This window comes from Pyxidicoccus caerfyrddinensis (genome assembly GCF_010894405.1).
GTDB lineage: Bacteria > Myxococcota > Myxococcia > Myxococcales > Myxococcaceae > Myxococcus > Myxococcus caerfyrddinensis.
Window position 1 is genome coordinate 854,539 of record NZ_JAAIYA010000001.1, and the last position, 18,589, is coordinate 873,127.

General features: G+C 68.9%; 16 protein-coding genes. 2 read left to right on the forward strand and 14 right to left on the reverse strand.

Annotated features, from left to right (window positions below; genetic code table 11):
- Positions 1-2: 2 nt before the first annotated feature.
- The 14 genes from cglE to G4D86_RS03230 form a co-directional block, all read right to left on the reverse strand.
- Positions 3-605, reverse strand: a complete 603-nt coding sequence (gene cglE, locus G4D86_RS03165) for an adventurous gliding motility protein CglE (protein ID WP_163989183.1) — start codon at positions 603-605, stop codon at positions 3-5.
- 160 nt (positions 606-765) lie between these two features.
- Positions 766-2,823, reverse strand: coding sequence for a TonB family protein (locus G4D86_RS03170; RefSeq protein ID WP_163989185.1), 2,058 nt, complete (start codon positions 2,821-2,823; stop codon positions 766-768).
- 54 nt (positions 2,824-2,877) lie between these two features.
- Positions 2,878-3,165: a hypothetical protein gene (locus G4D86_RS03175; RefSeq protein ID WP_163989187.1), complete on the reverse strand. Its 288-nt coding sequence runs from the start codon at positions 3,163-3,165 to the stop codon at positions 2,878-2,880.
- A 185-nt stretch (positions 3,166-3,350) separates the two neighbouring features.
- Positions 3,351-4,844, reverse strand: coding sequence for a tetratricopeptide repeat protein (locus G4D86_RS03180; protein WP_240360007.1), 1,494 nt, complete (start codon positions 4,842-4,844; stop codon positions 3,351-3,353).
- A gap of 47 nt (positions 4,845-4,891) precedes the next feature.
- Positions 4,892-8,575: a tetratricopeptide repeat protein gene (locus G4D86_RS03185; protein ID WP_163989191.1), complete on the reverse strand. Its 3,684-nt coding sequence runs from the start codon at positions 8,573-8,575 to the stop codon at positions 4,892-4,894.
- A 251-nt stretch (positions 8,576-8,826) separates the two neighbouring features.
- Positions 8,827-10,374, reverse strand: a complete 1,548-nt coding sequence (locus tag G4D86_RS03190; RefSeq protein WP_163989193.1) for a tetratricopeptide repeat protein — start codon at positions 10,372-10,374, stop codon at positions 8,827-8,829.
- 23 nt (positions 10,375-10,397) lie between these two features.
- Positions 10,398-11,600 carry an outer membrane beta-barrel domain-containing protein gene (locus tag G4D86_RS03195; RefSeq protein WP_163989194.1) on the reverse strand — a complete coding sequence of 401 codons (1,203 nt, stop codon included), beginning with the start codon at positions 11,598-11,600 and terminating at the stop codon, positions 10,398-10,400.
- 12 nt (positions 11,601-11,612) lie between these two features.
- Entirely contained in the window at positions 11,613-12,437 is an 825-nt protein-coding gene (locus tag G4D86_RS03200; protein WP_163989196.1) for an outer membrane beta-barrel domain-containing protein, read from the reverse strand.
- A gap of 400 nt (positions 12,438-12,837) precedes the next feature.
- On the reverse strand, positions 12,838-13,509 hold the full coding sequence (gene rplC / locus G4D86_RS03205) for a 50S ribosomal protein L3 (protein ID WP_163989199.1): 672 nt from the start codon (positions 13,507-13,509) through the stop codon (positions 12,838-12,840).
- 144 nt (positions 13,510-13,653) lie between these two features.
- A complete protein-coding gene (locus G4D86_RS03210; RefSeq protein WP_163989201.1) occupies positions 13,654-14,424 on the reverse strand; it encodes a hypothetical protein in 771 nt (256 codons plus the stop codon).
- A gap of 96 nt (positions 14,425-14,520) precedes the next feature.
- Entirely contained in the window at positions 14,521-14,994 is a 474-nt protein-coding gene (locus tag G4D86_RS03215) for a hypothetical protein (RefSeq protein WP_163989203.1), read from the reverse strand.
- Between the two features lie 58 nt (positions 14,995-15,052).
- Positions 15,053-16,192 carry a HupE/UreJ family protein gene (locus tag G4D86_RS03220; RefSeq protein WP_163989205.1) on the reverse strand — a complete coding sequence of 380 codons (1,140 nt, stop codon included), beginning with the start codon at positions 16,190-16,192 and terminating at the stop codon, positions 15,053-15,055.
- Positions 16,193-16,244: 52 nt separating this feature from the next.
- A complete protein-coding gene (locus G4D86_RS03225) occupies positions 16,245-16,811 on the reverse strand; it encodes a hypothetical protein (protein WP_163989207.1) in 567 nt (188 codons plus the stop codon).
- On the reverse strand, positions 16,808-16,966 hold the full coding sequence (locus G4D86_RS03230; RefSeq protein WP_420821835.1) for a lmo0937 family membrane protein: 159 nt from the start codon (positions 16,964-16,966) through the stop codon (positions 16,808-16,810). The genes G4D86_RS03225 and G4D86_RS03230 overlap by 4 nt, the downstream gene beginning before the upstream one ends.
- Before the next feature lie 305 nt (positions 16,967-17,271).
- Here G4D86_RS03230 and G4D86_RS03235 point away from each other — a divergent pair, with 305 nt between their 5' ends.
- Together G4D86_RS03235 and G4D86_RS03240 are read left to right on the forward strand one after the other, a co-directional pair.
- Positions 17,272-18,009 (forward strand): lytic transglycosylase domain-containing protein, encoded by a 738-nt coding sequence (locus G4D86_RS03235; RefSeq protein WP_163989211.1) that lies wholly within the window; start codon positions 17,272-17,274, stop codon positions 18,007-18,009.
- Positions 18,010-18,243: 234 nt separating this feature from the next.
- Positions 18,244-18,567 (forward strand): STAS domain-containing protein, encoded by a 324-nt coding sequence (locus G4D86_RS03240; RefSeq protein ID WP_163989213.1) that lies wholly within the window; start codon positions 18,244-18,246, stop codon positions 18,565-18,567.
- The last annotated feature ends 22 nt before the right edge of the window (positions 18,568-18,589 follow it).

Genomic DNA, 18,589 nt, shown 5'->3' on the forward strand with positions numbered 1-18,589 from the left:
CTTCAGAACGTGTACTTCACCTTCGGGAAGATGGAGAACGCGGTGATGTTGGGCCCGATGACGTAGCGGGCCAGCAGGTCCGCGCCCACGGAGAAGTGGTCCATGCCCGTGGCGTATTCGATGCCGAAGCCCAGGCCTGCGTTCGGCGCGCTGAGGGCGCGGCCCGGGTCTCCTGCTTCAGGGTCCACCGGCGCGGGGTCCAACCGCGTGTAGCCCGCCACCAGCTTCGGCGTCAGGTACAGCCGGTTCATCACCTTCACGTGGTACGCCGCCGTGAGGTCCAGGAACGTCATCGTGAAGTTGTCGGAGAGCGCGCACGTCTCCGTGCCCGGCAGGTAGCCCGCGAAGCAGTTCTGCGCGGACGAGCCGAGGCCGAAGTGCGCACCCAGCGACAGCTTCTCCGTCAGGTCGTACCCCAACCCGAGCTGCAGGTACGTCTGCGCGTTCGAATAGACGTTCTCCCCACCGAGGGTGAAGAACACGCCGATGTCCGTCTCGGTGAAGAAGCCGCGGCGCGGCTGGTACTCCACCCCCTCCGGCGGCGTGGCCGCCAGGGCCGGAGACGACAGCAGCGCAAGCGCGGCGATCAGCTGGGACTTCTTCACGAATCCTCCCGACACGCGTCCCCCGGTACATCCCGGGAGCGGCGCTGGACGTTAATGACGCCCCCCGCATTCCGGCAACGAGGGGCGGAAATGAAAGTGGCGTGGACCGCTTCGTCCACGCCACTAGAGAACATCTACGTTGCTGAGCCAGTGCTCGGGACTACCCCTCGCCACCCTCGCCGCCACCGGCGGGCGAGAAGAGCCAGGGATACGTCACCGACACCACGCCGCCGCCCTTGGGCTCCGGGAACTTCCAGCGGCGGATGCGGGAAATCATGCACTGCTCCGCCTTGGAGTTGTTCAGCGTCGTCTCGCTGACGTTGGCGTCCGACACCGCGCCCGTGGGGTCGATGGTGAAGGCCACCGCCACCTTGCCGGCGAGGCTCGGGTCCTTGTTCAGCTCGGACTCGTAGCAGTACTTGATCTCCCCCTGGTGGCGCCGGATGACCTTGGCGATGACGTCCTTGTCGAGGCCGCCAATCACCGTCGTCTTGCCGGGGATGACCTTGGTGATGGACTTGCCACGGCCACCCAGGTCGATGCCACCCGAGCCACCCGCGCCGCGCCCATTGCCCTGCGTACCGAGACCGCCGATGCCCAGCGCCGTGCCGCCGCCGCCGGTGCCCGCGCCACGAGAGCCGAGGCCACCGACGCCCTGCGCGTCACCCATGGCCGCGCCGCCCTTGAGGCCACCGAGCGCGTTGTTGAGGCCGGTGCCGAAGCCGCCGGGGCCGAACACGTCCGAGGCCCCGCCCTTCAGCCCCTTGAACGCGCCCAGCAGGCCAACCTTGCCCACCACCTGGCGGTCCTTCTCCTTCTTGTTCCTGTCCACCACCGGCGTGCCCGGCTTGGAAGGAGCGGCCTCCGCCTGCTTCGCCTCCTCCTTGCCGAACTTGCCCTCTTCGTCCTTCGCCTTCGCGCCCTCTTCCACACCGGTGAGCTGGAGCTTCTTCTGCTCGAGCTTCTTCTCCGGGGTGATGAGGAACTTCGCGACGCGCTGCTGGTCCTGGAAGATGTCCGTCGTCTCCGGGTGCTCCGCGCGCGGCGTGAGCGTCATCGCGAGCACGACGGCCAGGCCCGCCAGCAGGCAGATGCTGGCAATCTTGAAGAAGGTGAAGTCCGCCTCGGCCAGCGAGACGGCCGCGATGCCCGGCGACGGCCGCACGTAGCGAGCCACGAAGGACACCGTGCCGATCGACACCTCCACCCGGTCATGCAGGCCGAGCGTGAGCACCTGCTCCTGGGCCGCCGACGCACCGGTGAGCGCGCCCGCCGCACGCAGCGCGTCCTTGGAGCGCACGTCGCCCCGGTTGGTGACGATGAGGCCCGCGCCCGCGGGGGCTCGCACCTCCAGCTTGTCGCCGCGGCTCACCGCCAACACGTGGCTCTTGCCCACCGACGGCTCGAAGACGTGGAAGAAGTTCTTCTTCGCCTCGCCGATGGTGACGGGGACGCCGTCCTTGACGTGATGGACCTCCAGCATCTGGTCGCCCCAGAGCATGGCCACCTGGAGCACCTTCGCCTCGGGGGCCGGCATGGCCTCGGGGGGAAGGGGCTCCTGGAGGTGCGGCGGCAGCGACGGCTTCACCTTCGCCGTGGCCGCCGGAGTCACCGTCCGGGCCTGCTGGGCCGCCGGGCCCACCTTGTTCGCCACCGGAGGCGCCACGGGGGGCACCACCGGTGTCACCGGCCGCTCCGTGCGCACGGAGACGCCGGATGCCGACGCCTCCATGCGGTTGCCGGAGACCGGCATCGGCACCGGCATGCGCGGCGGAGGTTGCACCGAGGGTGGCTTCACCACCTCCGGCACCGCCACCGCCACCGGGGCGCGCTGTGTGAACGAGCCCTGGAAGGCCGGTCCCGCCACCTTCGCGCCCGCGGGTGCGCTGCGTACGGGCTCGGCTGCTCCGAAGAGCACCTCCACCCGGGTGCCACCCACCTTCAGGACATCCCCGGGCGTGAGCGCCGTGGGGAGGACCAGCCGCTGGCCCCTCACCTCCGTGCCGCTCTCGCTGCCGAGGTCGATGGCCGTGACAGAGCCATCCTTGTCCACCTTGAGCATCACGTGGAGGTTGGATACCCGCGGATCCTGAATCTTCACCGCCGCTTGGGCGCCCGACCCCACAATGACGCTCTCCGCTTCAGACACGGCCTCGACCGTGGAGCCATCAGGCCCGGTGATTCGAAGCGTCAAGCCGTTGTTCTTCGCCGCCGCCATGAGGATTCTTCCTTCTTCCCTTCCGCTCCCGAAAACGGAACGACCGCCGCCGCCCTAGAGGTTATCGACTGACTTCTGCAACTCCGGATCGAAGTTCTCCCGGACCTTGATGAGGCTCTGGAAGTCCGACTTCTTGCGGTGGAGCACGTACGAGCCTTCCGGCTTCGTCAGCTCGCCCTCCACCGCGACATCGGTGAAGTCGATCACCGTCTTCTTGCGGAAGACAGTGCGGTCCTCCTCCTGGATGACCTTCACCGTGTCCTTCGAGTTGTCCTGCGCCACCGCCACAGCCGGCGCCACCCACAGCCCCATCACCACCGCCACCGATGCCAGTCGCCTCATACCCAGCCTCCAATCGCTTCCATCGGGTGAGACAGCGGGTCTTCCAACAGGTTCCCGCGGGTCTATTGCACAGCGCGATCCAACCCCAAGCCCCTGAATCCTAAGGAACTTGCCTGCCGCCTGCCACGTGCCGGCCCGGCAGGTGGAAAAAACTTCCACCTCCTGACCGCCACAACTGCCGTCCACTACGGCGTCTGCGTGGGCGCGGGGGCCGCGCTCGGCGCCCCCTGGGCCGGAGCGCCAGGCGCGGCGCTCGCGGGCGCCTGGGCCCCATCCGGAGCGGGAGCCGCGGTGTCACCGGACGGTGACGCACCCTCGGCCGCGGGCGCGGTGCCCCCGGCGTTCGGCTCGCCTTCGACAGGAGCGGCGCCTTCAGCAGGCGCCTCGCCCTGCTCCTGCGGCAGCTGGTTCAGCAGGGAGCCACCGCCGCCGGTGGCCTCGTTCTTCTTCTCGCCCTCGGCTCCAGCCGCGGCGGGGGCCTCGGGAGGCGGGGCCTTGAGCATGTTCTGCAGGCCCTGCACCTTGGCGGTGATCATCTGGCGGTCCTGGTCCGTCGTGGACTGCATGCCCTTGCAGCGGTCGAGGAAGGCGATGGCCTTCTCCCAGCCCGCGCGGTCCGCGGCATACGCCCAGCCCGCGCCGCACACCGCCTCCGGCAGGTCCGCGCGCGAGGTGAGCACCTTCTCGAACGACTCACCGGCGGCCAGGCCCTTCTTCGGGTCCTTCCCCTTCTGTCCGTCCAGCGCCCACGCGAGGTAGAGGCGCGCCTCCGCGGAGTCGGGCTCGAGCTCCGTCACCTTGGTGAAGGAGCGCTCGGCGCCCGTGTAGTCGCGGTAGCTCAGCGCCATGGCGCCGAGGTTGAGGTAGCCCGGAGAGAACTTCTCGTCGAGCGACACCGCCTTCTGGAACTGGGCGAGCGCGCGCGGGCGGTCCTCCAGCTTCAGGTAGATCATCCCGAGCAGGTTGTAGATGGCCGGGTCCTTCTCCGCGTGCTTGACGGCGGTGCCGGCCAGCAACTCCGCGAGCCGGAACTGGCCACGCGCATAGGCCACCTGCGCCAGGTTCTTGTACGCCTCCGGGTTGTCCTTGCTGCGCACCAGCACGCGGCGGGCGGCGGCCTCGGACTCGTTCAGCTTCCCCGCCACGCGGTACGTGATCGACAGGCTGTTGAGCAGCGAGGCATCGAACTCGCGGCCCGGCTGCTTCAGCGCCTTGTCGAGCAGCGCAATCGCCTCATCGGAGTGGCCCTGGTTGCGGTGCATCACCGCCAGGTTGACGGCGGACGGCACGTGGCCCGGGTCCAGGAGGAGCACCTTCTCGTAGGCCACCCGCGCGTCGTCGATGCGGTTCTGCCGCTCGGCGATGACGCCCAGGTTGAACTGCGCGTTGAGGCTGCGCGGGTCCTTGGAAAGCGCCTTCTCGAAGCCCTGGCGCGCGCCGTCGAGGTCACCCGCCTCGTAGGCCTGGAGCGCCGCGGCAAACAGCTCCGAGGCACTGCCATCCTTCGGCGCGGCGGCCGGCGCCGGCTGCGTCGCGGGCGTGGCCTGCTCGGGCTTCTGGGCGGACGCGGCCGAGGGGGCCGGCGTCTCCGGAAGCACGGAGGGCTTCGTCTGGGGTCCCGACGCGCACGCGGCGGTGAAGGCCAGCGAGCCGGCGAGGAACGAGCGGAACCATTTCATCTGCGTCTTCCCTGTCCCTGCATGAAAGAAGTTGAAGCGGTGGCTCATCACGGCAGCACCTCCCCGAGCGAGGCGGTGGGCGCGGGCGCCGTCTCCAGCGTGGAGGGCGCCTGCTGGGCCGGGTCCACGGGAGCGGCCTTGCCGTCCGGCTGCGAGGGCGTCCCGGGCTCCGTGGCCGCCGGAGCGGGCGTCACGGAGGCCTCGGCCGTGCCGTCCGGCGCACGGGCCAGGTCGGCGCGGGCCATGGAGTCACTGGTGCGGTATTCCACCGGCCGAACCTGTGCGTACGAGCCAGGGCGGTAGCGGTTCACCTGGTCCTGCGCGGCCAGCGTCCACTGGCTGTAGACGCCCAGCTCGTAGGCCTTGTCGAGCGCCTTCTCCAGCGCCTCGGTGGCCTTGTCCTCCAGCGGCAGCGCCAGGTTCTCCAGCTCCCCGCGGTACATGGCGAGCTGGTCCTCGTCGAGCCCCTGCGGGTCCGGCGAGTCCATGATGTTCTTCGCGAAGTCCGCGTAGGCGAGGCCGATGCGCGTGAGCGCCGCGATGCCCCACTCACCCGAGCCCGTGGCGAGCACCGCTAGGTACTCCTTCTCCACGCGCTGGATTTCCTTCTGCTTCGCGGTGAGGTCCCTGCGGATGGTGGTCACCCGCGAGAACTTGATGTCCGTGTAGCGCTTCCATGCCGGCTCCAGCGCCAGGAAGCGCGCGTGGCCGTAGGCATTGAGCACCGCCACGTCCTTGCGCGCGGCCTCGGGCAGCTTGTTCCAGGAGCGCACCAGCTCCGCCTGCACGCGCTCCTGCTCACGCACGTTCTTCAGTTGCTGGTAAGCGAGCAGCTCGTGGTAGCGCGCCAGGTACAGCTGCGGCGCGGTGGCGCGGGAGTCGCGGCCGTACGTCTCCGCGAAGGAGCCGAAGGCCTTCCCCGCCTCGGTCCACTTCTTTTCCTTCTCCCAGACGTTCGCAATGGCGAAGGCCACCTGCGGCACGTCCTTGCGGTCCCTGAAGCGCGTGACGTAGGCGCTGTACGCGGACACGGCCTTCTGCGGCTCGCCCGCGCCCTCCCACCAGACGCCGGCGTTGAACTGCGCGTCGGCCACCCACGTCCCGGCCTCGTCCACCAGCGCCTTGCGCTCGGCGGTGCGCTGCGCGCGCTTGGAGTCCGCGTCCTCCACGGCCCCCGGCGCGTCGTCCTTCTTCGCCGTGGCCTTGCGCTCCTTCGACTTCCTGGATTCGGCGTCCCGCGCCTTCATGGCGGCGTCGTACTCGGTGATGAAGGACTCGGCCATGGTGGCGGCCTTGCGGTACTCGGCCACCTTCTCGTAGAGGCCGGCCAGCGAGTAGCGCGCCTTCAGCTCGAAGTTGCTGTGCGGGTACTCCTTGAGGAAGCGCTCACCCGCTTCGATGCCCTTGTCGATTTCGCCCGCCTCCTGCGCAATCACCATCACGTAGGTGAGCGCGCGGTCGGCGTTCTCCGACCTGGGGAACTCGACGACGAACTTGAGGAACTCCTCGGCGGCCTTCTTCGGGTTCTTCTCCTTCTTGTAGACGACCTCATCCACCCACTTGTAGTGGCTGCCTTCCACCACGCGGGCCACGCGGGTGGCGAAGTCCGTGCCGGGCTTGGACAGCCGCTTGTTGGCGAGGAACTTCCGCGACAGCGTGCTCAGCTCGAACCACTCCTCGCGGCTCTCGAGCACGTACATGGTGAGGTCGGCCGCGTCACGCGAGCGCCGCTCCTCGGGGTACTTCTCGATGATTTCGCCGAAGCGCCGGGCCGCGTCCACGAAGTGGCTGCGGTCGTAGAGGATGACGGCCGCCTGGTAGCGCAGGTCGATTTCGTCCTGCGTGTCCGGGTACAGCTTCACGTAGATGTCGCACGCGGAGACGAGGCGCTCCTCGAACTTCGTGAGCTTCTCCTCCTCACTCTCCTTCGCGTCGCGCTTGACGATTCTCTGCTTCGCGACGTCGCCCTTGTCCTTCTTCTCGTCGACCTTCTGGCCGTCCTTGAGGTCGCTCCTGGCGAGCTGGCCGCGCTCGATCTTGACCAGCTTGTCGTAGGCGAGGATGGCGTTGTACGCGGCGCTCTTGCGGTAGGTCTCGTTGGAGACCTCGCGCGCCGTGTCGCGGTCCGGAATCTTGAACGCCACCACCGCGTCGTACTCGGCGGCGGCGGCCTGCCACTCCTCGAGGGCCCAGAGGATTTCCGCGTAGAAGAAGCGGATGTTGAAGGCGGAGTCCGCGACGAAGTCCGGGTTGGCGCTGGAGGCGAACGCGTCCACGTACTGCTTGTAGATGTCGCGCGCGAGCCGGTAGGTCTCCACCTGGCGCGTCTTCTGCGCCTCCTGGTGGTACTCGGTGACCATGACGCGCATGGCCTCTTCGGTGACGTTGAAGGCGTTGCGCAGGACGTTGGCCTGCTTCTCGTTGGCCGTCCACCACTCGCCACCGGGGCTGTAGAGGTCCACCATCCGCTTCATTTCCTTGCGGACCTGCTGGCGCTGGCGGAGTCCCTCGTAGGCGCGGACGATGGCCTGCTGGTACTCGGGGGCGTTGGCGCCCATGGGCTCGTCGTCCACGAGCGTGCGGTACGTGAGGATGGCGCTGTCGAAGTGACCCGCGTCCACCAGGCCCGCGGCCGTCTTGGCGATGAGCCGGCCCTGCCGCTTCGTGGGGGCCTTCTCCTTGAAGTAGGTGATGGCCTCCTTCGGCTGGTCCATCTGCACGTAGAAGACGGTGAGGTCGTTGAGCGCCTCGGTGCGCAGGTCGCCCAGCTCCTCCTTCTTCGCGGAGTAGTCCACCACCTCGTGCAGCTTCTTCAGGCCCTCCGCGTAGTCACCGGTGTTGTAGTCACACCAGGACAGCTTGTAGATGGCGTACGCGTAGATCTTCGGAACGCCGGAGTCGCGCGCCTTCTCGTAGTTCTGCTTGGCGGGGATGAGCTTGTTGTTCTCGAAGTAGTGGTTGCCGAGCTGGATGTACGCGTCCGGCACGAACTCCGACTTCGGGAAGTCCTTGATGAGCTCCTCGTAGCGGGCCACGGCGGTGTCGCGGCGGCCGAGCTCGTAGAGGTTGTAGCCCATGGAGAAGAGGATCTCGTCGCGCTGCGGGTACTTCGGGTACGCGCGGAGGATGTCCTCGTAGATGGCCATCGTCTCCGCGCGGTAGCGCTCGCTCTCCTTGTGGTCCTGCTGAGGCTCCGCGGCCTTCTCGCCGCGGGCCACGGCGGCGTCGTACTGCTTCTCCGCCGCGAGGAAGCGGTCCATCTCCAGCCGGTAGAGGTACTGGGACTTCTCCCAGTAGAGCTCCGACAGGCGGCTGAGCATCTCCGCCTTCTGCATGTTGTCGTCGTGCAGCTTGGAGACGAGGCGCTTGAGGGCCTCGATGGCCTCGTCGCGCTTCTTGTCCGCGAGCGCGTCCTTCTTCGAGTCCGCGATGCGGGGGATGTCCGCGAACTTCGCCGTGGCGGGCTTCACCCGCGCGGGGCCGCGGCGCACGTCCTCGGGCGCCACGCCGGGCGGAGGGGCCTTCGCCTCCTCCTGCTTCGCGGCCTGAGCCTTCTTGTCGGACGCCTTGCCCTTCTCCCGAGCCTCCCGCGCCCCGGGGGTCTTCGACGCCGACGCCGAGGCGGGCTTCTTCACCGCCTTGCGAGCCGGCGACTCCGCCGCCTCTCCCACCCCACCGGCGGCGAGCGCGACACCTACCGCCAGCGCACCGAAACGAAGAACCACCTTCATGCGAGCTCCTGCCGTGAAGCCGACCCGGCAACCGGGCGATCAGACACCCATTGACGAGGGACGACGGAAAGTAGACGCGCCCTCCCAGAATGAGAAGTGGCGTGGAACGACTCTTGCGACCCGTAACCCAGTGTCTGGCAATGGGTTCTTCCAGTGCCCGACAACGACGAAGGGGGCGGCCCCGGCGCCAGCTGCGCGCGGAGGCGGCCCCCTCGTGGGTACGACCGTGGGCGACAGTGGCCCATGTGTGTCTATTGTTGCTGCTGCGTGGATTCAGCCGTCTTCGCCGGGCAGCCGCGCTTCAGCGTGTACTGGTAGTAACCAATCTCGTCGATCCAGAACTCGCCCTGGAACTTCCAGTAGTTGTAATTGGCCCCCGGCATCTTCGGCCGGTAGAGCGACTGGCGCGTCAGGAGCGCCTTCTGGTCCACACCGGCCTGGAGCAGGTCCTTCTCGTCCAGCGCCGTCTGCACGCGGATGATTTCCGCCTGGTCGGAGAAGGTGCGCAGGTTGTCAGCCGCCTCGCGGATGCGGCTCTTGGCCAGCGTGCCGCCGACCTGGAGCAGCGTGCCGCGAATCTCCTCCAGCGAGCCCATCGTCTGCGCTGCCATGGGCGAGCCGCGCCAGCCGCCGCCGCTGAGCGTGCGCTTCTCCTGGTCCACCTGGTCCAGCATCCGCATCACCTCGCGGATGCGCTCGTTGTTGCGCAGCCACAGGTACACCGGGCGCGGCAGCCGGCGGTTCTCCGCGGCCACCAGGTTGTACGCCTGCACCAGCTGCACGTCGTCGCCGGTGAACGGGTCGAGCTGCTTCGCCATGGGGCCGTAGAGCTCGTCGAAGGCCGCCAGCGTGGTCTTCACCTCGTCGTAGAGGCAGGAGTAGTAGTAGACGGTCGCCTTGAGGATCCACGACTCGGGCTGGAAGGCGCCCTCGAACTGGGGCGCGTGGAGCGCCTGCAGGCTGCCCAGCGCGCCGCCGAAGTCCTCGTTCTGGAAGCGCGCGAAGCCGTTCTCGAAGAGGGCCTGGTCCCAGTAGCGGGCGTAGCGAGGCACGCGCTCGTAGGCGGCGGTGGCCTCCGCCTGCTCGCCACGGCGGTAGTGCAGGCGGCCCAGGCTGAGCAGCGCCAGGTGCTGGGTGGGCTTGAGCTCCACCTGCGGCTCCTTCGCGGACAGCACCGCGTTGAAGGCGGACAGGGCCTCCTTGTCCAGCGCGTCGCCCTCACCGGGGCGGCCAGGGAAGCGCGGGTCCGACAGCACCACGCCCAGCAGGTAGCGCGCCTTGGCGTAGACGCGGCTGTCCTTGGGGACGGCCTCCAGCAGCTGGCGCGCCTCCTCGAAGCGGCCCTTGCGCTGGCTCACCGTGCCCACCAGGTAGTTGATGCGGGCGAGCACCTCCTTGGGCAGCGTCACCCACCGGTCGCGCACCTCGTCGGTGTACGCCTGGTTGAGGATGCTGGGGATGAGGTTCTGCTCGTCCAGTTGCTGCTGCATGTCGACCAGCCCCTCCACCGCCTTGAGGTACGAGGGGTGCGAGGGCCCGGCGTTGACGATGGCCGCGTAGGAGATGAAGGCGGAGACGGGCAGCCCCTTCTTCGCGAGCGACTGCGCGAGGAAGTACTCCGACTTGCCCTTCACGTCGGCGTCGGCGGCGCCCTCGGAGAGCTGGAAGAAGAGCGGCGCGGCGGTGTCGAAGTCGCCGGCGTTGAAGGCGGCCAGCGCGCGGTTGTAGCCGCCCACGTCCTGCTGGGCGAACACCGCGAGCGGCGCCAGGACGACGAAGAAGCTGAGCAGTCGTTTCATGGCGAGGAGTGCCTTCATGTGCGTCAGAAGAGGATGGAGAAGCCGGCGTAGAAGCTGATGTTGTTGAGGACGTCCGAGGACGGCTCGGCCACCAGGTCCCGACCCAGGATGATGTCCTCGCGGTAGTTCTTCTTCGTCTTCGGGTCCACGCCGTCGAACTTCTCGTACTTGCAGCTGCCGCTGAGCTGCAGCGTGGCGAAGTCCTGGTTGCCCGCGCGCGCGGCCTCCAGCGCCTCGAAGTCCGCCAGGTTGCAGCCGTCCACCTTGTCCACGCGGGCGGTGTAGATGAGGTCTCTCACCTCCATGCGCAGCGCGTAGTGCTCGCCGAACTGGAGGCGGAAGCCGCCGCCCACCGAGCCTAGGAACTTGGTGCCGGTGTCACCGAAGCGGGCCGGCACCGTGAAGGTCTCCCCGTCCACCTCGTTCGCCACTTCCGGGCGGATGAGGTGGCGCGTGGAGCCCAGGCCCGCGCCGCCGCTGAGCACCACGCTGAACTGGGCCAGCGAGTCGTTGAGGAAGGCGAACTTGCCGTAGAGCGGCGTCACCTCCACGCCCGCCTGCGCGCCCCACACCAGCAGCAGCGACGAGGCCGCCTGCGCCTGCTCGCGGACCTTGTCGATGAGCTCGAGGTTGAAGTCGCTCTCGTTCGAGTACCAGTTGTACTGGCCCATCAGCTGGAACGCGAAGTTCTCCTGCAGGTGGTAGATGTACTGGAGGGCCGAGCCGGCGTGGTTGGTGTACTTGCCGTTCACCTGCACCGTGGCCGGGAAGAACGCGAACTCGTGGTGGCCCTCGTCCGCGAAGCGCTTCTTCTGGACGATGTGCACCGACACGTTCGGGTTGTAGAGCGGCGCGCCATGCACCAGGCGCTGCTGCTGGGCCTCGGTGGTGCGCGGGGACTCGGCGGCCAGCACGGGCGCGTCCTCCGGCGTCGCGGGCGCGTCCGGCTGCGTGGGCTGGGGCTCGGCCACCACGGGCGTCTCTTCCGGAGAAGCGGGCGCGGGGGCCTCGGCGGCGGTGTCTGCTTCAGGAGCCGGCTCAGGCGTCTCCTGCGGCACGACGGGCTCGGGCCGGGTCGCGGGCGCGGAGGGAGCCTCCGGCTTCGGCTGGGCCTGGACGGGCGGCGGCGGCACGGACGTCTCGGCGCCGGGCGCGGGCACGTTCGCCTGCGCGAGCGCGAGGGCCGGGGCGGCGACGAGGAGCGCGAGGGAGATGATGGGTCGCATAGTCAGGAGGACCTAGAAGGAGAAGGTGTAGCCAAGGTCGAACTGCACCAGGTGCGTGAAGCCGGGGCTGGCCGCGGGCTCACCCGTCTCGCGCCCCGCCTCCCAGTCATCGCGCAGCAGGTTGACGCGGTAGGCGTCGCGGAACACCCAGTCGCGCAGCTCCAGCCGCACGCCGTGCTTGTTGAGGACGAAGAAGCGGAAGCCCACCGCGGCGGACACCACCGGGGCCACGCGCGTCTCCTTCACCCAGTAGTCACTCGACGCCGAGCCCCGGTCCTCCGGCACCGCGCGGTCGTCACAGATGCCCAGCTCCCGGTCCACCACCTGGGTGCACTGGATGACGGAGTTGCGCTGGAAGGAGCCGAGGCCGCCGCCGGCCCAGACGTACGCCTGGAAGTGGGCGGGCAAATCGGACAGCAGGCTGAGCTTCCCGTAGATGGGCGCCCACCTCACGCCGGCCACGCCGTGGAGGTTCATCTCCCAGAGGTCCTCGAGCTCGTCCGTCACCTTCTTGTCCTGGCGGTCCAGGAAGCTCTCGGAGATGGAGCGCGCGAGCCCGGTGTGGCGGCTGGCCGCGTAGCCGGCGCGCGCCTCGAGCGCGAAGGTGTTGAAGAGGTTGTAGGCGACGCCGACGTTGAAGAAGTAGTGCGCCGTCAGGTGCGTCTGAACCGGAAGGCCCACGCCGAGCGACAGCTCGAGGTGCCCTCCGGGCTCGAACAGCCGGTTGCGGACGACGACATTGTCGAGGACCTTCTCATCATCGTCCTGCGCCGAGGCGACAGGCGCCGCCAGCGAAATGGCCAACGAAGCAATGACGCGGAGCGTGCGTGCGTTCATGGTTCCTGCCCGGCCCGTGGGGTGGGCCGCCGTGTGCGGGAGGTCGAAGCCTCCCCCATCCCGGGCGCCTGCGTCACTCGACGATCAGGCCCCTTCGTGGCGCATCCATGTGCACACGGCTTCCACGAGCGACAAGCCACGATGGCGCGGAGTCGGTATTCTTTTCACCCACGCTGACGCGGGGCGCCCACCGGTCAACGTTTCGGGGCGCGCCCGTGACACGGCCGTGGGAAAGAGGGCAGGCAGGGCCCCACTGGGGGCACACCTGTACCTACCCGTGACGTCGCCCCGCGGGAAGCAAGCCCTGCCCCGCAAAGCGAACGCCCCGCCCGGATGCCCGACGAAGCGGGCCCGGAGGCGGGGCGTCAGGAGCGCCTGGACTGCAGGGCGCCCGGTGCGACTAGCCGCGCGCGGCCTTGTGCTGCGCGCGCATGGCCACCTTGATGCTCGGCCGGACGTAGACGACGGCGTTGTTGTGGCCCGGGACGGCACCCTTCACGAGCAGGAGGCCCTTCTCCACGTCCACTTCGACGACGGTCAGGTTCTGCGTGGTGACCTGCTCCACGCCGAAGTGACCCGGCATCTTCTTGTTGGGGTAGGTACGGCCAGGCGTCTTACGCTGACCGATGGCGCCCGGGTGACGCTGGTACTCGTGCGTACCGTGCGTCTTCGTCTGCGAGCCCTTGAAGCTCCAGCGGCGCATGACGCCGGAGAAGCCGCGGCCCTTCGTGACGCCGGTGACGTCCACCAGCTCGCCCTTGGCGAACATGTCGGCCTTCACGGCGTCGCCCACGTTGAAGGAGGAAGCCTCCTCCGGGGTGACACGGAACTCCTTCAGGTGACGGCGGTAGGGCGCGTTGGCCTTCTTGAAAAAGCCGCGCTCGGCCAGGTTGAGAATCTTCTCGCGGATCTCACCAAAGCCGATCGTCACCGCGGAGTACTGGTCCTTCTCCGGGGTGCGCTTGCCCACGACCTGGCAGGTGCCCACATCGATCACGGTGACCGGGACGAGGTTGCCCTCATCGTTGAACACCTGGGTCATTCCGATCTTCTTGCCAATCAGACCCTTCACGTCGTCCTCACTGCCAGCGCGCGTGGCGCGGAAAATCCCAATAAATTCAATGACCTGGACTGCTCGCGTCCCCGCGGTCGCCAGGAAGCGGCGCAATGTAGCAGACGCGCCCCCCACGTCAAGCACTACGGGCGGGGGGTTCCCTCACTGGGCGCGATCAAGCCGCGGGTAGAACGGTGCGAGTTGCGCATCGGGGATGCGCCGAGCGTACACGTCCTCGCCGAGCAGGAACAGCGATTGATCCAGGTAATCCTCCGCGGCCTTCACCTGTTCCTCCTTCGCGGCGATTGCCTGGTCGAGCTCCGCCATCTGGTGGTCGTGCTCCAGCTTGCGCGCCTCCTCCTCGTCCTCCATCTCCAGCATGCGCTTGTGCGCCAGGATGCCGGCGGAGCCGGGCTGGCCGGGCTCGGGGGTGAGGGCATTGGACACGCGGACCTCCAGGTCCTCCACCTCGCGGCCCAGGCGCATCTGCGCGAGCCGGTTCTTCTTGAGGTTGGTGCGAGCGACGTCGATCTTGCTCGCCTCCGTGCCCGTCAGCTCCATGTCCTTGATCTTCTTCTCGAGCTTCTGGAGGCCGTCCAGGGCGTAGCGCAGCTCGGCGCGGCGGGTGGACAGCGTCTTGCGCAGGTCCTTGACCTTGCCCTCGATGGCGTCCACCGCCTTCTTCCACTTCTTCACGACGACCTGGTGCCCGGCCCGCTCCTCGGCCTGCTGGGCCAGGTAGTCCTGCCAGGCGGCATCGTGGTCGTTCATCTCCTGCTCGAGCGCGGCCAGCTCGTCCCGGCGCGCCACCACGGCCTCTTCGGCGCGGTAGACGCGGTCCATGGAGCGCGGGCAGTTGGGCTTGCCGGGCAGCCGATCACGCGCCAGGTCGCCCAGCTGGAAGATGAGGTCGTTGTAGCTCTCCTTCGCCATGGGCGGGTTTCTACGCCCAACGCGCGGGGACTGTCACCGGGAGAGCGAGCCGGGTGGACTTCAGGCGCCCGTTTTCAGGAGCCTGGAGACGCGTCTTTAGGAGCCCGGCGACGCGTCCACGGTGGAGGACGGCCCGTGCATGACGGCGGCCAGGGCCCCTTCCGCCAGGGCGAGCAGCTCCCGGGCGCGGTCCTGTTCCTCCGTACGGTTGAGCTCGCACACCCAGGCGGAGGACAGGTCCGCCTGCTGGCGCGCCAGCTCGGCCGTCGTCTCGTAGCGGGCGGCGGACGCGCGGGCGAAGCAGCCCTCGCGTCGCAGCTCGAGGATGGTGTCCGCGTCCAGCTCGATGTCCTCGGGCGGAACGGGCAGCGGTCCCCGGCCCAGCGCGGCCAGCCGGGCCAGCAGGCGCGAGGCGTGTGCGCGGCAGAAGGCGGCCAGCACCATCAGCCTTGCCCGGACCCGCGCATCGCCAATGCGCTCCGCCAGCGCTGTCATCCGCCGGGCGGAAACGACTTCCGCCTCCCATGCGGCGGCCAGCGCAGCGGCCAGCCGGGTATGCCTCGCACCCATTGACGTCCCCCGTTCCCTACCCTCTATGCCGGCAACGTAGGGACGCCCTCCGCCGGATTCAACCGAGTGCCCGCTCGATCATCCAGTACCCACCAGCAGCGAGGATGCACACCGACACCGCGCGCACCGTCTTGAGGTGCAGCGCCGGTCGCCGCTGCACCATGCGCAGCACGGGAAGCAGCACGGCCACCACCGCCGCCTGCCCGACTTCCACGCCGACGTTGAAGCCCAGCAGCGCGGGGGCCACCGAGTCCCCCAGCCCGTAGTTCTTCAGCACGCTCGCGAAGCCGAAGCCGTGCACCAGCCCGAAGAGGAAGGTGACAAGGGCGCGGTGGCGGTGCTCGCGCAGGACGAGGTTCTCCACCGCCACATAGATGATGGACGCGGCGATGGCGGCCTCCACCCAGCGTGCCCGGTCTCCGTCCAGCCCCACCCAGCCCAGCACGACGGCCCCCAGGGTGAGGGAGTGCGCGACGGTGAACGACGACACGAGCAGCAGCACCCGCCTCCACCCGCCGCCCACCAGCAGCACCGCGAGCAGGAAGGCGAGGTGGTCCCAGCCGTCGAAGATGTGGCGGACGCCCTCCTCCACCCAGCCGAGGATGCCGCGGACGGACGCGCTCCCCTTCCCTCCCTCCGCGAGGCCGGGGATGTCCACGCTCGGCTGCGCGGCGTCCGCGAACACCGAGCCCGGGACTTCACCGTCCAGCGAGCTGCCGAGGATCACGCGGTAGCCCACCGGCAGCACCGACAGCACGGTGTACGTCTGCCGCAGCGGCCCCGGAGGGCAGGTGAAGGTGGCGGTCAGCTCCACGTACGTCTGGCGCAGCAGCGCGGAGTGGGAGGTGCGCGTGCAGGGCCGCCCGCCCGCGGTGAGCGGCAGCGCGTCCCACACGCCCACCTCGAGCGCGGCGCGGCGGGCGTCCAGGTCCGTCTGGGACACCGTGCCGTCCCCGTCCGCGTCGGCGGGCAGCAGCAGGCCGAGCGTGCCCGCCGTCAGCGTGAGCACCTGACGAACCTCCGACCCCCCGGGCTCGCCCGCCGGCCTGGCGCCGGGAGCGTCGCGCGACTCGCCATTCGGAGAGCCCGTCGGGGTGCGGCGCACCTGTGAATAGAGGATGTCCGCGTCGTGCGCGGAGGCCGCGCCCGCGGCCAACAGGAGGGCCGCGAGCAGCACCCGGGAGGAGGCCCTCGTCATGGCGGCGCAGCCTGCCTTCACGGCCGGCCCGCGTCCACCGCCGGCCGGCTGCCTACTCCTGGATGAAGCGCAGCTGCACCTGCTGGCGGCCGCTCAGGCCCCCATGCCGGGTGCCGCAGTAGGGGCAGAACAGGGGCTGGTCCCAGTCCCACAGCACCTTGACGTCCTCCCCGCAGCACAGCATGGGCAGCGTCCGCAGCAGTTCGTCCGCCTCCGGGTCCATGGGCCCGGGCAGCGCCTCCGGCGTCACCGCGACGAAGGTGGGCCGAGGGTTGAGCGACAGCGTGCGATTCACATGGGCCAGTTGCTCGTAGCGCACGTGGTTGGCCCACGCGCGCGCCACACCCTCCAGGTGCGTCTGCTGTGCGGGCGTGAGGAAGGCATCCGCCTCCGCGCGCGTGCCGCAGTACGGGCAGCGCCACAGCGGCAGCCCGTCCTCCCCTTCGTGCGCGTTCTCGAAGGTGAAGAAGGCCTGCAGCTTGTGCAGCACCGCGCGCGCGTCGAACGGGCCCGGCCGCATCTTGAAGGGCCGCTGGCAGCCCGGGCACTCGCGCCGCGTGAAGCCCGCGGTGTCCCGGGGCAGCTCCAGGCCCGTGACTTCCAGCCCGACACCGCTCATGGGTTCGCCGTCCATCTCGCGCGCGTCGTCCGCCGGCCGGTGGACACCACCGCCAGCAGGAAGGCCACGAAGGAGAACAACAGCAGCAGGTGGACCCAGTAGCCCTCGGTGGAGCCCGCCGTCATCCCGAGCCCCCACAACACCAGCAGGATCATTCCCATCGTCCAGTACACGCCACACCTCCCAAGCCCACACCCTGGCGCGGGCAAAGCTAGGAACGGGTACCGGACCGGGCAACCCAGTCCTTTTCACAGCCTCACGTTGGGTAAAGCACTGCCCCACCCGGGCATTTTTTCCGACGTGCGGGGCGATCCTCCAGCCCTTGCGTGGAGATCTCATAAGGAGGGACGCAGTGTGAAAGGCGCATGGCACGCCGCCTGCTTTGCCGCCATCGCATCAGAAGTCAGTTGGAGTTGCAGGTTCAGCGGGCGCGCGCAGCACTGGCGCCGGGGAGGGCGGGATGCGGGGCTGGACGGTGGCGATGGCGGCAGCGGCGTGGTTGGTGGGAACTGAGGCGTTCGCGTTTCCGGTGCAGGTGCCGGAAGGCCCCCAGGGTGAGGCACTGGAAGTGGTGGAGCTGCGCGCACAGTTGTCCGCGCGTGACGCCGAGCTGAAGGCGGCCCTGGCGAAGCTCCAGGTGTACGAGGACGAGGCGGACTTCGCCGAGGCCGACCGGCTGGGCGTGGCGGCGCTGGTGAAGGCCTCCGGCCTGCCCGAGCGGCAGCAGCGGCGGCTGGCGGTGGCCATCGTCCGCGAGGCCCGGGCCAACAACGTGGACCCGCTGCTGGTGGTGGCGGTCATCCGGTGCGAGAGCAGCTTCAACAACTACGCCGTCTCGGGCGTGGGGGCCATGGGCCTGATGCAGGTGATGCCAGACACCGGCAAGTACCTGGCGGAGAAGGGCGGCTACAAGCTGGGCCGCTCCAGCAACCTCTTCGACGCGGAGACGAACGTGCAGCTGGGCACCGCGTACCTGGCGGACCTCATCTCCCGCTTCGGCACCGTGGAGAAGGCCCTGGTGGCCTACAACGCGGGCCCCGGGCTGGCCAAGCGCATCCTCGCGAAGCCGGAGGTCCGCAAGAAGTTCATGGCGGGCTACCCGACCAAGGTCGTGAAGGAGTTCCGGAAGCTGAAGGCCCAGCAGGAGCGCCAGCTCACCCTCGCCGACCAGCAGACAACGGTTGACCGCAAGGGTTGACCGACAGGCAACATGCTGGACGCCCGTTGCATGACAATCCGGTGAATCTTCCCTGGGGGGGGCTGACCTTCCCAGTCGCCAAGGTGCAGTGTGTGCGCCCGGTTGAGAGCACTCCACGGGTTGTCTCATCCGTGGAACTTCCGGGCCCTTGCCGGGTCTGGAAATTGCCCTCAGCCGCCGTGCCCATCTCAACGGCACATCGTGCACACAGCATCTACTTGGGAGCGCACAGCGATGGCGGGGCTACAGATTCACAGTGAGGAGGTCGCAGGTCGGGTCACCCTTCGGCTGGAGGGCATCCTGGACGGCAGGACGGCGCACGAGGTGCGCACCTCGCTGAGTGAGCTCAGCGGCCGCGAGGTCGTCCTGGACTTCACGCACCTGCGCGAGTTCAAGGACAGCGCGGTGGGCGTGCTGACCCGTGAGCTGGTAGAGCGGCCGGTGCAGCTGCGCGGCCTGGCCACGCATCACGAGCGGATGTTCCGCTACTTCGGCGTCGGCACGGGCGAGTCCCAGCGCCGCGCGTACTACACGCCCGAGGACATCCTCTCGGCGTGAGCAGCACACCCACCCGGTGAGC

Excerpts from the sequence above, each read along its gene's own strand:
- G4D86_RS03200 (WP_163989196.1), bottom strand. The coding sequence starts at position 12,437 with ATGAACGCACGCACGCTCCGCGTCATTGCTTCGTTGGCCATTTCGCTG.
- G4D86_RS03175 (WP_163989187.1), bottom strand. The coding sequence starts at position 3,165 with ATGAGGCGACTGGCATCGGTGGCGGTGGTGATGGGGCTGTGGGTGGCG.
- G4D86_RS03185 (WP_163989191.1), bottom strand. The coding sequence starts at position 8,575 with ATGAAGGTGGTTCTTCGTTTCGGTGCGCTGGCGGTAGGTGTCGCGCTC.
- G4D86_RS03240 (WP_163989213.1), top strand. The coding sequence starts at position 18,244 with ATGGCGGGGCTACAGATTCACAGTGAGGAGGTCGCAGGTCGGGTCACC.
- G4D86_RS03220 (WP_163989205.1), bottom strand. The coding sequence starts at position 16,192 with ATGACGAGGGCCTCCTCCCGGGTGCTGCTCGCGGCCCTCCTGTTGGCC.
- G4D86_RS03190 (WP_163989193.1), bottom strand. The coding sequence starts at position 10,374 with ATGAAACGACTGCTCAGCTTCTTCGTCGTCCTGGCGCCGCTCGCGGTG.
- G4D86_RS03180 (WP_240360007.1), bottom strand. The coding sequence starts at position 4,844 with ATGAAATGGTTCCGCTCGTTCCTCGCCGGCTCGCTGGCCTTCACCGCC.
- G4D86_RS03195 (WP_163989194.1), bottom strand. The coding sequence starts at position 11,600 with ATGCGACCCATCATCTCCCTCGCGCTCCTCGTCGCCGCCCCGGCCCTC.
- G4D86_RS03225 (WP_163989207.1), bottom strand. The coding sequence starts at position 16,811 with ATGAGCGGTGTCGGGCTGGAAGTCACGGGCCTGGAGCTGCCCCGGGAC.
- G4D86_RS03230 (WP_420821835.1), bottom strand. The coding sequence starts at position 16,966 with ATGATCCTGCTGGTGTTGTGGGGGCTCGGGATGACGGCGGGCTCCACC.
- G4D86_RS03210 (WP_163989201.1), bottom strand. The coding sequence starts at position 14,424 with ATGGCGAAGGAGAGCTACAACGACCTCATCTTCCAGCTGGGCGACCTG.
- G4D86_RS03215 (WP_163989203.1), bottom strand. The coding sequence starts at position 14,994 with ATGGGTGCGAGGCATACCCGGCTGGCCGCTGCGCTGGCCGCCGCATGG.
- G4D86_RS03170 (WP_163989185.1), bottom strand. The coding sequence starts at position 2,823 with ATGGCGGCGGCGAAGAACAACGGCTTGACGCTTCGAATCACCGGGCCT.
- G4D86_RS03235 (WP_163989211.1), top strand. The coding sequence starts at position 17,272 with ATGCGGGGCTGGACGGTGGCGATGGCGGCAGCGGCGTGGTTGGTGGGA.